Annotated in this window: 16 protein-coding genes; 5 read left to right on the top strand and 11 right to left on the bottom strand. The window is 72.9% G+C overall.

Translation table 11 applies throughout. The annotated features are described in order from the left end of the window. Positions 1-32: 32 nt before the first annotated feature. The 4 genes from FZC61_RS20610 to FZC61_RS20595 are packed head-to-tail and all read right to left on the bottom strand — an operon-like array spanning position 33 to position 3880. Positions 33-908: an LLM class flavin-dependent oxidoreductase gene (locus tag FZC61_RS20610; protein ID WP_148616067.1), complete on the bottom strand. Its 876-nt coding sequence runs from the start codon at positions 906-908 to the stop codon at positions 33-35. Positions 909-917: 9 nt separating this feature from the next. Beyond that, entirely contained in the window at positions 918-1427 is a 510-nt protein-coding gene (locus tag FZC61_RS20605) for a hypothetical protein (RefSeq protein ID WP_148616066.1), read from the bottom strand. Further along, positions 1402-1743 (bottom strand): helix-turn-helix domain-containing protein, encoded by a 342-nt coding sequence (locus FZC61_RS20600; protein ID WP_148616065.1) that lies wholly within the window; start codon positions 1741-1743, stop codon positions 1402-1404. Before FZC61_RS20600 ends, FZC61_RS20605 begins: the two co-directional genes overlap by 26 nt. A 13-nt stretch (positions 1744-1756) precedes the next feature. Next, a complete protein-coding gene (locus FZC61_RS20595) occupies positions 1757-3880 on the bottom strand; it encodes a RecQ family ATP-dependent DNA helicase (protein ID WP_148616064.1) in 2124 nt (707 codons plus the stop codon). Between the two features lie 222 nt (positions 3881-4102). Here FZC61_RS20595 and FZC61_RS20590 point away from each other — a divergent pair, with 222 nt between their 5' ends. Further along, positions 4103-4291, top strand: a complete 189-nt coding sequence (locus tag FZC61_RS20590; protein ID WP_148616063.1) for a hypothetical protein — start codon at positions 4103-4105, stop codon at positions 4289-4291. Positions 4292-4370: 79 nt separating this feature from the next. After that, on the top strand, positions 4371-4553 hold the full coding sequence (locus FZC61_RS20585) for a hypothetical protein (RefSeq protein WP_148616062.1): 183 nt from the start codon (positions 4371-4373) through the stop codon (positions 4551-4553). 19 nt (positions 4554-4572) lie between these two features. On the opposite strand, the gene FZC61_RS20580 is transcribed toward FZC61_RS20585, so the two are convergent. From FZC61_RS20580 to FZC61_RS20565, 4 genes are all read right to left on the bottom strand, one after another. Continuing rightward, positions 4573-5097 carry a hypothetical protein gene (locus FZC61_RS20580; RefSeq protein ID WP_148616061.1) on the bottom strand — a complete coding sequence of 175 codons (525 nt, stop codon included), beginning with the start codon at positions 5095-5097 and terminating at the stop codon, positions 4573-4575. A gap of 10 nt (positions 5098-5107) precedes the next feature. Continuing rightward, positions 5108-6778: a helix-turn-helix domain-containing protein gene (locus FZC61_RS20575; RefSeq protein WP_148616060.1), complete on the bottom strand. Its 1671-nt coding sequence runs from the start codon at positions 6776-6778 to the stop codon at positions 5108-5110. 255 nt (positions 6779-7033) lie between these two features. After that, entirely contained in the window at positions 7034-7345 is a 312-nt protein-coding gene (locus FZC61_RS20570; protein WP_246142828.1) for a DUF2470 domain-containing protein, read from the bottom strand. Positions 7346-7355: 10 nt separating this feature from the next. After that, complete coding sequence (locus FZC61_RS20565; RefSeq protein ID WP_148616059.1) at positions 7356-9320, bottom strand: M13 family metallopeptidase; 1965 nt, start codon at positions 9318-9320, stop codon at positions 7356-7358. Between the two features lie 49 nt (positions 9321-9369). Here FZC61_RS20565 and FZC61_RS20560 point away from each other — a divergent pair, with 49 nt between their 5' ends. Further along, positions 9370-9657 (top strand): putative quinol monooxygenase, encoded by a 288-nt coding sequence (locus FZC61_RS20560; protein ID WP_148616058.1) that lies wholly within the window; start codon positions 9370-9372, stop codon positions 9655-9657. Here the strand turns inward: FZC61_RS20560 and FZC61_RS20555 are convergent. Then, a complete protein-coding gene (locus FZC61_RS20555) occupies positions 9573-10049 on the bottom strand; it encodes a hypothetical protein (protein ID WP_211357367.1) in 477 nt (158 codons plus the stop codon). The genes FZC61_RS20560 and FZC61_RS20555 overlap by 85 nt on opposite strands. A gap of 167 nt (positions 10050-10216) precedes the next feature. Here FZC61_RS20555 and FZC61_RS20550 point away from each other — a divergent pair, with 167 nt between their 5' ends. Continuing rightward, a complete protein-coding gene (locus tag FZC61_RS20550) occupies positions 10217-10918 on the top strand; it encodes a hypothetical protein (protein WP_148616057.1) in 702 nt (233 codons plus the stop codon). A gap of 15 nt (positions 10919-10933) precedes the next feature. Here the strand turns inward: FZC61_RS20550 and FZC61_RS20545 are convergent, their stop codons facing one another. Further along, the gene (locus FZC61_RS20545; RefSeq protein ID WP_148616056.1) at positions 10934-11542 is read right to left on the bottom strand and encodes a maleylpyruvate isomerase N-terminal domain-containing protein; all 609 of its coding nucleotides are present in this window, start codon (positions 11540-11542) and stop codon (positions 10934-10936) included. Between the two features lie 23 nt (positions 11543-11565). Then, positions 11566-11982: an NUDIX hydrolase gene (locus tag FZC61_RS20540; RefSeq protein WP_148616055.1), complete on the bottom strand. Its 417-nt coding sequence runs from the start codon at positions 11980-11982 to the stop codon at positions 11566-11568. Positions 11983-12732: 750 nt separating this feature from the next. Here FZC61_RS20540 and FZC61_RS20530 point away from each other — a divergent pair. After that, positions 12733-13316: IS110 family transposase (locus FZC61_RS20530; RefSeq protein ID WP_148616053.1), on the top strand; the 584-nt coding region annotated here is incomplete at its 3' end.

Below are 13316 nucleotides of genomic sequence, written 5' to 3'. Positions count from 1 at the left end.
TGCGCGGGACCCCAGGCGGTCGGACCCCGGGATCAGCGCATCGCGGGCAGCACGTCGCGCGCGACCTCCTCGAGCACAGCCAGCTCGCCGGCGTAGGGGTCGTCGGGGCGGGGCCAGTGGGTGACCAGGTCGGTGAACCCGAGCTCGCCGGCGCGCCCGGCGACCTCCTCGAAGAAGCCGCGGCTGCTCAGCGCGAACCGGCCGCTCCTCTCGAGGTGGGGTGCCGCGTCGGTGAGCAGGTAGCGCGGGCACGGCCCGCGCCCGGCCGCCGCCAGCGCCTCGTCGTAGGTCGCCGCGGCTGCGGCCACGCCGGCCCACCACTCCTCGAGGGTCTCGACCGACGGGCCCGTGGTGACCCAGCCGTCGCCGACCCGCGCGGCGAAGCGCAGCGACCGTGGACCGTTGGCGGCCACGAGCAGCGGCGTACGTCGCAGCGGCGGCAGGGTGCGAGCGGCGGCGGTGGAGAACCATCGGCCCTGCCGGGTCACGTGGTCGCCGTCGCGCAGCGCGACGAGGGTCTCGGTGAACTCCTGGAAGCGCTCGACCCGCTCCCCCACGCTCAGCTCGGGGAGGTCGAGCACGGTGGCGTCGAGGTTGCCGCCGGTGCCGACGCCGAGCAGGAACCGGCCGTCGGTGAGGTCCTCGAGCGCCTGGGCGTCGCGGAACAGCAGGTAGGGGTGGCGGAAGTTGGGCGAGGCGACCAGGGTGCCGAGCCCGATCCTGGTCGTGACCTGCGCCGCCGCGCCCAGCACCGGCGTCGGGGTCACCCAGGGCGACTCGGGCAGCCCGCCCCACACCAGGTGGTCGTAGGTCCAGGCGTGGTCGAACCCCATCTCCTCGGCCGCCTGCCAGCGCGGGCGGGCCTCGGCCCAAGGGAGGTCGGTCAGGATCGTGAGGCCGAAACGCATGGCTCGACCCTACGACCGCTCGCGCTCGTGACGGGTCGCCAGGATCTCACGGAGCACCGGGAGCACGCGCTGGTCCTTCGGGCGGTTGGCGGCCTGCTTGCTGCGGATGACGTCGGCGAGGGCGGCGATCTTGATGCGGGTGCCGTACGCCGTCTCCTCGACGGCCTCCTGCGCCAGGTCGCTGTAGCCGCCGGTGCCGGACGGCACCATCGAGATGTCGAGGTCGCCGTAGCGCGTGGTCAGGTTCCACACCCCGGCGGCCGCCAGCGACTCGGCGTCGTGGGTGAACGGGAGCCCTCCGTCCACCCCGTCGGCGCGAACCGTGGCCTCCAGATCGTTCAGCGCCTCGCTCAGGCGGGCCAGGTTGTCCAACGCACGGTCCGGGGTGATGTCGACGTCACTGGTCAGCATGTTGGAGCCGTGGGCCCGAGCGGCGAGACCGCCGATCAGGATGAAGGCGACATCGCGGGCGACCAGTGCGCGCACGATCTCCTCAGGCCGGAAGCTGGGAGCGCCCACGCTCCACCTCCTCGTGGAACTGCTGCATCGCTCGGGCGAGTCGAGCCGCCTCGTCGAGCCGGTCGCTCGGACTCAGTCGCAGCAGCGCCTGCGCCTGGCTCCAGTCGGAGTCGTCGCGCTCGACCAGCATCACGTCGAGGTCCATCCCGCACAGACGCAGCAGCCGCAGCACGTCGTCGAACGCGGGCCGGGTGCGTCCCGACTCGAGCCGCGCGATCGCGCTCTGCGTGGTGCCGGCCCGCTCGGCGAGCTCGCGTTGGGTCAGCCGCGCGCGCTTGCGGGCCTCTCGGACCAGGTCGTTGCCCATCGTGCCCATAGCAGTGATGCTATCATCGCTCGACCCCCAGGACGAGGGGCAGCACCGCCGCCGCACCGCGGGCGCGCAGCGCCACGGCGGCGCGGGTCAGCGTCCAGCCGGTGGCCGACAGGTCGTCGACCAGCAGCAGCCGGCGGTCGTCGACCGGCTCGTCGAGCTCGAGGGCGAAGCGGCGCCCGACGACCGAGACCCGCTGGGCGGAGTTCATCGCGCCGCGACCGGGCTCGAGGTCGGGGTCGACCACGGCGTAGCGGCCAAGCAGCGGCTTCTTGAGGAACGACGACAGGTTGGCGGCCAGGTCGGCGGTGAGCGTGGGCCGCGACAGCGACTCGACGACGACGAGGCCGTCGACCTGCGGGCGCCAGTCCATCAGCACCTCGACCAGCGCGCGGGCCAGGCCCGGTGGCACCGGGACGTCGCCGGCACCGGGCCGGAAGAGGTCGCGCAGCGCCTGCCCGTGGCCGAGGTCGGTGAGCCGGGCGATCGCGCGGCCCTCCTCGGCACCGGCGGAGATCTTGCCCTTGAGCTCGATGCCCATCGCGGCGAGCCCCGTGGGCCACAGCCTGCGCGGCTCGACGGGTACGCCGGGCCGCGAGAGGCGCTGGTCCGCCTCGGCCACGGCGGCCTCGGACACCGCGGCGTCGAGGACGAGCCCGCCGCAGTTGTCGCAGCGCCCGCAGTCGACGGCACCTCCCTCGTCGACGTGGTCGTCGAGCTGGTCGCGCAGGTAGCGCATCCGGCACCGGTCGGTGGCGAGGTAGTCGAGCATCGCCTGCTGCTCGCGCTCGCGGGCCTCGCGCACGCGGCGGTAGCGCTCCTCGTCGTAGGACCACGGCTGGCCGGTGGCCTCCCACCCGCCCTTGACGCGGCGTACGGCGCCGTCGACGTCGAGGACCTTGAGCATCTGCTCGAGGCGGTTGCGGCTGAGCTCGACGCGGGTCTCGAGCGCGGCGGTCGACATGGCCCGCCCCTCGGCGGCCATCACCTCAAGGGTCTGGCGCACCTGGGCCTCGGGCGGGAAGGTCAGCGACCCGAAGTAGGCCCAGATGTCGCGGTCCTCGAGCGCCGGGAGCAGCACGACGGTCGCCCCGGGGTCGGCCGGCACGCCACGACCGGCACGGCCGACCTGCTGGTAGTAGGCGACCGGCGACTGCGGCGCCCCCAGGTTGACCACGAAGCCGAGGGTCGCGTCGAAGCCCATGCCCAGCGCGCTGGTGGCGACCAGCGCCTTGACCCGCCCGGTGATCAGCGCCTCCTCGAGGGCCATCCGCTCGGTGGTCTCGGTCTGGCCGGAGTAGGCGGCGACCTCGTGACCGCGCGAGCGGAGGTAGTCGGCGACCTCGTGGGTCGCGGCGACGGTGAGGCAATAGACGATGCCGGAGCCGGGCTGCTCGGCGAGGTGGTCGGCCAGCCAGGCCAGCCGCTGCTGGGCCGTCTTGAGCCGTACGACGCCCAGGCGCAGCGACTCGCGGTCGAGGGAGCCGCGCAGCACCAGGGTGTCGGTGCCGAGCTGCTCGGCGACGTCGGTGGTGACGCGCGCGTTGGCCGTCGCGGTCGTGGCGAGCACGGGGATGCCGCGGGGCAGCTCGCCGAGCAGGGTGCGGATGCGGCGGTAGTCGGGACGGAAGTCGTGGCCCCAGTCGCTGATGCAGTGGGCCTCGTCGACCACGAGCAGCCCGCAGGTGGCCGCCAGCCGCGGCAGCACCTCGTCGCGGAACCCCGGGTTGTTGAGCCGCTCGGGGCTCACGAGCAGCACGTCGACCTCGCCGGCCGCGATCGCGCGGTGGGTCTGGTCCCACTGCTCGAGGTTGGTCGAGTTGATCGTCACCGCACGGATGCCGGCCCGCTCGGCGGCGGCGATCTGGTTGCGCATCAGGGCCAGCAGGGGGGAGACGATGACGGTCGGGCCGGCGCCCTGCGCGCGCAGCAGCAGGGTCGCCACGAAGTAGACCGCCGACTTGCCCCAGCCCGTCTTCTGCACGACCAGGGCCCGGCTCCGGCCGACCGCGAGGGCCTCGATCGCCGTCCACTGGTCGTCGCGCAGGGCGGCGTCGTCGCGACCGACCAGGGCCCGCAAGTGGGCCTCGGCGGCCTCGCGGGTGGTGGTCACGTCGGTGTCGGGCGAGGCGGTGGGCATGCCTGCCTGTCTACCAGCGCGTGCCGACAGGCGTACGCCGTCCTCCACAGGCCCGGCCCCGGGCCAGGTCGACGCCGCTGAAGTAGCCGAAACCCCGATGCCGCCGCCCGCCGGGCGGGCCTAGCGTCCGCGGCACGGGACGAGCGACCGGTCAACGCCCGGGCAGCGGCTCCCGCAGGTTTCACGCAGGATTCCGAAATCAACGTGAGGACAGTACCCACCATGCGCCAGACGTCCCCCTCCCGCACCACCGTGACCCTCCACGAGCTCCCCGCTCCCGCCCCCGACCCGACCCGCGCCCTGCCCGAGCGTGACCAGGTCGTGTTCGTGACCAACGCCGTACGCCGTCGCGGGGGCCTGCGCACCCGCTCCGAGCAGCACCGTCCGGTGCTCGCGGTCGTCGTGCGCTGACGACCTGGTCACCGCGCGTATCACGGGCGCGCCGGCCGGCTCCTCCAGGTGCACCTCTCCCCGACCTGAAGGAACCGCCATGACGCGCACCACCTCCCGCACGGCCGCCCGCACCGCCGCCACGACCTCGCTCACGATGCGTGAGCTGGCCGCCGCCGGCGACGCCCAGGTCGTCTTCGTGACCAACGCCGTACGCCGCCGCGGCGGCCTGCGCACCCGCGCCGAGCAGCACCGCCCGGTGCTGGCCGTCGTCGTCGACTGACCGCGGGACCGCCGGGCCGCTACGACGCCGCCGGGCCCTTGCGGCGCACGTCGGCGACCGACTCCATCGCCGCGCGCAGCTCGGCGAGCCAGTCGTCCTCGTGCTGCCCGACCAGGCGCACGCACCAGGCCAGCGCCTCGGACCGCGACTTGGCGACCCCGGCGTCGACGAGGGTGTCGAGCACCAGCCGCTGGGGCTGGCGCAGCCGGGTCATCACCGGGGCCGAGACGTGGGTCCACAGCTCCTCGTGATCGCCGACCACGGCCCCCCACGACACCTTGCGCTCGAAGCGGTGCTCGGCTTCCCGGGCGATCGCGACCCGCGCGTCGCGGGTCTCCTCGCGAAAGGCGCGGGCGCGTCCGGCCCGGGCCTCGGCCCGCTCGGCGTCGGAGGCGTCCACGGCCAGGGTCACGTCGTCGGTCGTCAGCACGACCACGACCTCCTCACGGTCGACGCTCACGCGGGGCGCGACGGTGGTCCACTCCTGCGGGAGGCGACCGGCGAACCAGCCCCTCACCCGTTCCTGCATCTCGTTTGTAATCATGTAATCATGATTACACGCCACGCAAGGACCCCTCGGCGCGCAACGCGCTGACCTCCCTCGCGATGGCGGTGCGCCCCGACAGGTCCCACCGCAGCAGGATGTCGCCGACGTGCTTCTCGACCGTGCGCGGCGAGAGCCCGAGCCGCTCGCTGATGGCCCGGTTGCCGAGCCCGTCGGCCACCAGCTGCGCGACCTCGGCCTGGCGCGGGGTCAGGGCCGGGCGCGGTCCGGCCCGCCCGCCCTCGAGGCCCGCGACGGCGGGCAGCGCCGCGCGGGTCGCGACCCCGAACGCCGCGAGGACCCTCGACACGTGCGCCCGTACCGTGTGCTCCGAGACGTGCAGCCGGGCCGCGACCTCCCGGTTGGACGCGCCCTCGACGACCAGGCGCGCGACCTCGGCCTCGCGCGGGGAGAGGCCGGCCCAGCCGCTGCCCGCCAGCGGGCGCAGCCGCAGCCCGACCGGGCGGAGCTCGCGCGCGGCCGCCGAGCGCGCCGAGCGGTGCCCACGGCGTTCGGCCGCGGCGACCATCGCCTCGAGCGCGCGCACCGCCTCGACCAGCCCACCGTCGCCGCGACGCAGGATCCGCGCACGGCCCAGCACGATCTCGCCCTCCGCCTCCTCGATGACCCGGTCGACCTCCCGGGCGCGCGCGACGGCCCGCTCGCCCCACACCACGGCGTCGTCGGCGCGACCCTCGGCGAACGCGTGGCGACTGAGCAGGCGGGCCACCGTCGAGTCGGCGATCGGCGAGGCCAGCAGCCCGGTGGCCTGGTCGGCCCACGCCCCGGCGGCGTCGAGGTCGCCCGCGGCCAGGGCCAGCACGACCAGCATCTCCAGGCCCAGGGCCCGGTCGATCACGTCGAGCCGGGTCAGCGCCTCGTCGCCGCCCGCGAGCAGGACGCAGCGTGCCGCCTCCTCGACGTCGCCGGTCGCGACCAGCCCGAACGCCGCCAGCATCTGCGCGCCCGCGCTGAGGTGGTCGACCGCGACGGGCGCCTGCAGGCGGACCTCGGCGACCAGCCGGCGTACGTCGGCGACGGCGAGCTGGTTGCCGCGCACCAGGCACGTGGTGCCGGCGTGCAGCGCGGTCAGCACCCCGGCCGGCGGGTCCGGGAGCGCGCGCAGCGCGGCGTCGGCCTCGGCGACCCGACCACGGAAGGCCAGGACCCGCACGCGGCACAGGGACGCCATCGCGGTCCACGCGTGCACGCGACCGCCCAGCACCAGTGGGCGCCACAGGTCGGGGCCGAGCGCGTCGATCGCCGCGGCGGCCAGGTCGAGGCGCGCGTGGGCGAGCAGGCCCTCGACGAGCATGTGCCCGGCGAACCGGCCGAGCGCGTGGGTCGGGTCGGGCAGGTCGGTCAGCGCGTCGCTCAGGACCGCGGTGCTGCGGGGGGACGGGTCACCGGCCGCGGTCCAGGTCAGGACGGCGCGACGCAGGTGACGGGCCGCGGGGTCGAGGGTGACGTCGGGCAGGGCCGCGGCGGCGGCCACCGCCTCGCGCCAGCACCCGGCGAGCGTCAGGCGCAGCAGGGCCAGGCTCTCGGACCAGTGCGGGTCGAGGTGGGACGGCCCCGACCGCTCGTCTGGCGGTAGGTCGGCGGCACCGCCGGCGAGCACCGCGTCGAGGGTGGCAGCGAGGTCGCGCTCGCGCTGCTCGGCCCCGCGGACTGCCTGCATGACCCGACGTTATCGACCCCGCCCGCGCGGCACCGCCGAACCGCGCAGACGTGAAGTAGTCGGATCACCGATGCGGCGAGCTGCCCGTCAACGTCCAGCTGAAGCCGGACTTCGTCTTCAACGCCCCGCCAGGTCCCGACCGGCAGTGGCTGGTGACCGCCAAGAACTTCGACAGCGCGAGCCGGTCGCTGCTGGTCAACCTGATCTGCGTGACGGCGTGACCGCACGCGACATCGTGCCCATCGCCTGGTGACGTCAGCGGCCGGGGAGGGCCAGGCGCCGCAGCGCGTCCTCGTGCAGCGCGACGACGGCGCGGCGCAGGGCGGCCCGGTCGCTGACGGGTCCGTCGGGCCAGGGCACCCGCAGCTCCGAGCCGTCGCCGCCGGCCTCGTCGACGGTGTCGACCCACCACACACCGCCGTGCTCGTCGAGCCCGACCATCTCGGCGTCGCGGGCCTGCGGACGACCGAAGGCCCGCACGATGTGCGGGCTGTCGGCACGGTGGTCGTCGTTCATGTGGGCCAGGACGGCCCCGACGACCTCGTCGTCGAAGGCCGGCTCGTTCACCGCCGCCGCCTCACCAGATCCGGACGCGGTCCTCGGGGTCGAGCCACAGGCCGTCGTCCGGCGTGGTGGCGAAGTCCTCGTGGAACTCGTCGAGGTTGCGCACGATGTTGGCGCGGAACTCCGGCGGGCTGTGCGGGTCGATGGTGAGGTACTGCTGCTCCTGCTCGGTGCGTCGCTTGGTGCGCCAGACGTAGGCCCAGTTGAGGAACAGCATCCTGCGGCCCTCCGGCGTCGACTGCTCGCCGTGGCGTGCGCGGTTGATCGCGAAGGCCTTCAGGGCGATGGTCAGGCCGCCGAGGTCGCCGATGTTCTCGCCCACGGTCAGGGCGCCGTTGACCTTCTCGCCGGGCAGGGCGCGCGGCTCGAAGCCGCCGTACTGCTCGATGAGGGCCTTCGACTTCAGCTCGAAGGCCGCCTTGTCGTCGGGGGTCCACCAGTCGTTGAGGTTGCCCTGGCCGTCGTACTGCGCGCCCTGGTCGTCGAAGCCGTGGCCGATCTCGTGGCCGATGACCGCGCCGATGCCGCCGTAGTTCTCGGCCGGCAGTGCGTCGGGGGCGAAGAACGGCTTCTGCAGGATGCCGGCCGGGAAGCAGATCTCGTTGGTGCCGGGGTTGTAGTAGGCGTTGACCGTCTGCGGCAGCATGAACCACTCGTCGCGGTCGACCGGCGAGCCGATCTTGGCGAGCTGGCGGTCGGTCTCGAACGCGGAGGCCGCGTGGACGTTGGCGAGCAGGTCGCCGCGGTCGACGACCAGCGAGGAGTAGTCGCGGAACCGGTCGGGGTAGCCGATCTTGGGCCGGAAGGTCGCGAGCTTGTCGTAGGCGCGCTGCTTGGTGGCCTCGGTCATCCAGTCGAGGGTCTCGATCGACTGGCGGTAGGCCTCGAGCAGGTCGGCGACCAGTTCGTCCATCAGCGCCTTGCTGGTCGGCGGGAAGTGCCGCTCGACGTAGATCTTGCCGACGGCCTCGCCCATGGCGCCCTCGACGAAGCCGACGCCGCGCTTCCAGCGGGCGCGCAGCTCGGGGGTGCCGTTGAGGGTGCGGCCGTAGAAGTCGAAGTTGGTCTCGACGAAGTCGTCGGTGAGGTAGGCGGCCGCCGAGCGGAGCACGTGGCTGAGCAGCCACGACTTCCAGTCCTCGATCGAGACCTCCTCCAGCACCGTCGAGAGGTGGGCGAAGAACGACGGCTGGCGCACCACGACCTCGGCGATGGTGTCGCGGCTGCCGCCGAGGTTGCGCACGTAGGCGTCCCAGTCGAAGCCCGGGCACAGCGCCACCAGCTCGTCGTAGGTCATCAGGTTGTAGGTCTTCTGCACGTCGCGCGTCTCCGCGCGCTCCCAGTGGCCCGCGGCCAGCCGGGTGTCGATCGCGAGGATCGTCGCGGCCGCCTCGGGGGCGTTCTCGTGGCGGCCGAGGGTCAGCAGCTTGGTGAGGTAGTCGACGTAGGCCGCCCGCTTGTCGGCGAACTTGTCGTCGCGGTAGTAGGACTCGTCGGGCAGCCCGAGCCCGCCCTGGTAGAGGTTGGTGATGTAGCGGTCGGAGTTCTTGTCGTCGTTGTCGATGTAGGACCCGAAGACGCCGTGGCCGCCGATGCGCTCGAACTCGCCGAGGAACGCCGCGAGGTCGCGGACGTCGCGCAGCGCACCGACCGCGTCGACCAGCGGCCGCAACGACTCGGTGCCGCGCGCGGCGATCGCGTCGGTGTCCATGAACGAGGCGTAGAGGTCGCCGATCTTGCGAGCGTCCTCGCTGTCGGCCTGGTCGGCGCTCGAGTCGGTCAGCACCGCGAGGCTCTCGATGATCTCCTTGACCTGCGCCTCCGCGGCGTCGGCCAGCTGGACGAACGGTCCCCAGCTCGACCGGTCGCTGGGGATCTCCACGGTCTCCAGCCAGCGGCCGTTGACGTGGCCGAACAGGTCGTCCTGGGGGCGGATGTCGAGGTCCATGCCCTCGCGGGCGTCATCGAGAATGCTCACGCCGACCGACACTATCGGGGCGACGGTGGCGGGCCCTAGGGTCGACGGCATGTCCCTCAACGTCGTCGCCACGATCCCCCTCGACCCCGAACGCGCCGCCGAGGCCGCACCGGCCCTCGCCGAGCTCGCCGCCGCCTCCCGCTCCGACGAGGGGTGCCTGCGCTACGAGGTCTTCGCCTCGACCTCGGTGCCGGGCACGTTCGTCACGATCGAGGAGTGGCGCGACCAGGCCTCCCTGGACGGCCACATGGGTCAGCCCCACGTGGCCAAGGCCTTCGAGGTCGCCGGCCCGCTGCTCGCCGGCGAGGTCGTCATCCACACCCTCGGCGAGGTCTGACTCAGCCCCGCAGCCGCACCGACAGGCAGGTCACGCACCCCTCGAGCTTCTCGAACTCGGTGAGGTCGACGGCGACCACGCAGGCCGCGCGCCTCGAGCAGCGCACGGGTGCGCGGCGCACTGCTCGACATCAGCACGGTCGCCTCGTCGAGCACCACGACGTGGGCACCGGGCTCCTCCGGCACCGCGAGGAACTCTGGCCAGACGTCGGGGTCGTCGACGAGCTCCTCGAACCCGAGGACCACACCGTCGGCCAGCGCCGTGACCGCCGACTTCAGGTGCAGCACCTTGGTCAGGGGTACGCCGACCACCTGCGCCCCGAGGGGGGCGAGGTGGGCCGCCAGCTGGTCGATCCCGGCCTGGTTGGTCCGGCCACCGAGGCCGACCCACACGGTGCCGTCGTGCTTGAGGACGTCACCACCGTCGAGGGGCTGGGACGGCGGACGAGGGCGCGACTCATGGCGTCATCCTCGCGGGCCTTTCGCCCCTACCCGGCTGCGGCGCGCGGTGGTCGCCTGTCCCTGACAGGTCAGCACGGCGCGGCACAGGGGGTAGGGACATGACCACGACCATCGACCCGAGGCAGCTGGTTGCGCAGCCTCAGCGTCCGACCATCGCCGACTCCGGCCTGCAGCCAGGAGTGGGCACGTCGTCGTTGTCCTGGGAGATGCGCGCCCTGTGGGCGACGCTGGCGACCGGCACCATCGTGGCGGCCGCCCTGATCGCCAACAAGGTGTTCGACGACGCGGGTTTCGTCCCGGGCACCGGCAACAAGCCGGTCGACGGCATGACCATCTTCGCGGTGTTCTTCGTGGGGGCGACGGCCATCGAGCGGCTGCTGGAACCGCTGAGCAGCGCGATCCTGCCCCAGGAGACCAAGAAGCAGGTCGCGGGAGCCAAGAAGGACGCGGCCCAGGACGTGACCCACGAGCTCGCCCTCCAGATCATGGCGTTCCCCGCGGACCCGGCGACCGAGACCAGGGCGAGGGCCAGGGCGAGCCTGGACGAGGCGGCCGAGGCCGCGCAGGACGTCGCAGATCGCGACTGGTACCGCACGGTGGCCTTCTGGGCCCTCGCCTCGGTCGTCGCGATCGTCGCCTCGGCCTCGCTCGACCTGTACTTCCTGGGGACCGTGGGGATCGCGAGTCCCTCTCGCTGGGAGGAGATCCTCGCCACGGGTCTCATCCTCGGGGCCGGCACCAAGCCCCTGCACGACCTGATCGAGCTGCTGTCGGCGAAGAAGGACGCAGCGAAGGCGTGAGCGCCCGTGCCCGGCTCAGACGATGCTGAACCCGGGCGGCAGGGCGCGGCGTCCGGTCATCGCCAGCAGCAGGTCGGGCCCCAGCCCGCGCTGGGCCGCGGCGACGGCGCCCAGCGCGGTCGCCTCCTCGAGGGCCCGCTGAGGCAGGTCGACCGCGATGCCGGTGGCGGCGGCGAGGTCGAGGCCGTGCACGCAGAGCTCGAAGGTGCGGGTCGGCAGGTAGGCCGCGACCCGCATGCCGCCGACGATCGTGTGCACCACGAGGTCGGGGTCGGTCGACGTCGCGATGTCGGCAGCCTCCTCGACCAGCGCGGCGAAGCGGGCCGCTGGGTCGTCCCCCAGGTCGCGGCCCGCCTGCCGGCCGCGCTCGGTGACCGCGGCGGCGTCGAACGAGGCCGCCGAGACAGCCGTGTAGTAGGCCGCGGCCGAGGGCACGACCTCCTCGGCCACCGGGCGCGCGAGGTAGTCGACGACGGTGACCAGTGAGCGGCTGGTGTGACCGACCAGGTCGCGCAGGGTCCACTCCCCGAGTCCCGGACCGTCCCAGGCGCCGTCGGCGACCCGGGCGACGGCGTCGCTCACCGCCCTGGCGGCGTCCACGAAGGTGCGCGCGATCATGCTCATGGACGGCAGTCTGGCACCAGCGCCTACGTCGTCCGGTCGATGATGCGACGTACCCACGGCACCACGGCGGCGGGGTACAGCGGCAGGGGCTCCTCGGTGTCGTCGACGCGGCGCCACACGACGGGCACGATGCTCCCGTCGGACTCGGTGAGGGTCGCTCCCGACGGTGCGGGCCAGGGGTCCAGCCGGCCGGAGTAGAGGAACACCACCTCGTGCCCGAGGGCGCCGTCGAACCGGAAGATGTTCTCCACGGTCGTCACGAGCCGCAGGTCGTGGACCGCAGCCCCCAGCTCCTCGTCCACCTCCCGCAGCACTGCCTCACGCGACGTCTCGCCGAGCTCGACCCCGCCGCCGATGAGCCGGTGGTAGCCCTGCGGGTTCTCCTGCGTCGGCGGGTTGAGGCTCACTGCGTGGGCGGCACCGTGGGGCGCGACCAGCATGGCTTTGACGCGGATGATCGACCGGTCGACGGGCGCCGCTGGAGCGTAAGCGGTCCGCCACGTGCGACGGTGTTGCTTCGAGCCTGGGCCCTGGTTGAACGCCCCGAAAGGTGTGATGCGACCACGGCTCGATGCCGTGCCGTGAGTGAGTGGCCCTGAGCCGTACGATCTGGTTGCGCGTCGGGCCAGTGCGGCCTACACGACGGTGAGGAGATCCCGGTGCAGCCGCTGGCAACCAACAACTCGAAGAAGGTTCTCGCCCTGTACGAGGCCCTGCGCGCGGACGGGAGCGTGACGTGCGGGTCCAGGGACTTCGTGGCGGTGCAACGGCTCGCGAGGCGCGATGGTCTTCGCACCGTGACCTCGACGACCCGCAACGCGATCGGGATCATCCGCGTCCGGATCGACACGCTCGAGAGCAACACGACCGCGGCACCCGAGAAGTGAGCGCGTACGGGACCACTGCTGGAGCGGCGCACTGATCGCCGGCACGAGCGCAGGTAGACAAACGAGCAGCGCCCGACCACCACTATGGCCGGGTGCTGCTGTGGACCCGGGCTGAGTGCCCGACCGTGCCTCGCACGGCCGGCACGCGAAGAGCGACGCTGTGCGACATGGTCGGGCACAGCCCGCAGCGCGGCATGGTTGGGCGCAGCCCGCGGGGCGGCATAGAAAGACGTTCTAGGTAGCCGCAGGCGGGGTCGTTGGTGGACAGGGGAACGTCCTCCCTGGTGCGGTGTTTCGGGCTTGGTGTCCCAACCCCACTCAAGGAGGACGTTCATGAACAACGCTAACGGTGTCTCGCGTGGTGACCGCAACAGGAACGCGCGCCTGGCTCGGCTTCGCGCGGCGGTCCCGACGAGCAACGCGATCGTCGGGATCGACCTGGCCGATGCCAAGCAGATGGTCGTGGTCTGCGACCACGACTCCAAGGTCCTGGCCCGGCGGACGTTTCGGTGTAAGGCCTGGGATTTGGGACGGGCGTTGGACTGGGCCACCGGCCACGCTTCGAAGGCCGGATTCACCGGTGCGACGGTCGCCTGTGAGCCGACCGGGCACCGGTGGCGGGTCCTCGGGCAGCTCGCCGAGGAGCGTTCGATGTCGTTCGTGTGCGTGCAGCCGTTGCTGACCGGACGGGCCCGCCGCGATGAGGACCTGACCCACGACAAGACTGATGAGAAGGACGCGGTCATCATCGCCCGGCTGACTGCGCAGCTGCGCTGCTACCTGCCCGAGCCGGTCGATGAGACCTGGGGCCGGCTGCGGCACCTGGGCAGCCGCCGTGAGCAGCTCATCTGCGACAAGGTCGCCGCGATCCAGCAGATCCGCGACCT

The organism is Nocardioides rubriscoriae, assembly GCF_008087085.1.
GTDB lineage: Bacteria > Actinomycetota > Actinomycetes > Propionibacteriales > Nocardioidaceae > Nocardioides > Nocardioides rubriscoriae.
Note: the sequence above shows the minus strand (reverse complement) of the source record. Positions and strands in the feature narration are given on the sequence as shown.

Coding starts and splice junctions, on each gene's coding strand:
- FZC61_RS20560 (WP_148616058.1), top strand. CDS start 9,370: ATGTCCCTCAACGTCGTCGCCACGATCCCCCTCGACCCCGAACGCGCC.
- FZC61_RS20575 (WP_148616060.1), bottom strand. CDS start 6,778: ATGCAGGCAGTCCGCGGGGCCGAGCAGCGCGAGCGCGACCTCGCTGCC.
- FZC61_RS20600 (WP_148616065.1), bottom strand. CDS start 1,743: ATGGGCACGATGGGCAACGACCTGGTCCGAGAGGCCCGCAAGCGCGCG.
- FZC61_RS20550 (WP_148616057.1), top strand. CDS start 10,217: ATGACCACGACCATCGACCCGAGGCAGCTGGTTGCGCAGCCTCAGCGT.
- FZC61_RS20540 (WP_148616055.1), bottom strand. CDS start 11,982: ATGCTGGTCGCGCCCCACGGTGCCGCCCACGCAGTGAGCCTCAACCCG.
- FZC61_RS20585 (WP_148616062.1), top strand. CDS start 4,371: ATGACGCGCACCACCTCCCGCACGGCCGCCCGCACCGCCGCCACGACC.
- FZC61_RS20590 (WP_148616063.1), top strand. CDS start 4,103: ATGCGCCAGACGTCCCCCTCCCGCACCACCGTGACCCTCCACGAGCTC.
- FZC61_RS20610 (WP_148616067.1), bottom strand. CDS start 908: ATGCGTTTCGGCCTCACGATCCTGACCGACCTCCCTTGGGCCGAGGCC.
- FZC61_RS20580 (WP_148616061.1), bottom strand. CDS start 5,097: ATGATTACAAACGAGATGCAGGAACGGGTGAGGGGCTGGTTCGCCGGT.
- FZC61_RS20595 (WP_148616064.1), bottom strand. CDS start 3,880: ATGCCCACCGCCTCGCCCGACACCGACGTGACCACCACCCGCGAGGCC.
- FZC61_RS20545 (WP_148616056.1), bottom strand. CDS start 11,542: ATGAGCATGATCGCGCGCACCTTCGTGGACGCCGCCAGGGCGGTGAGC.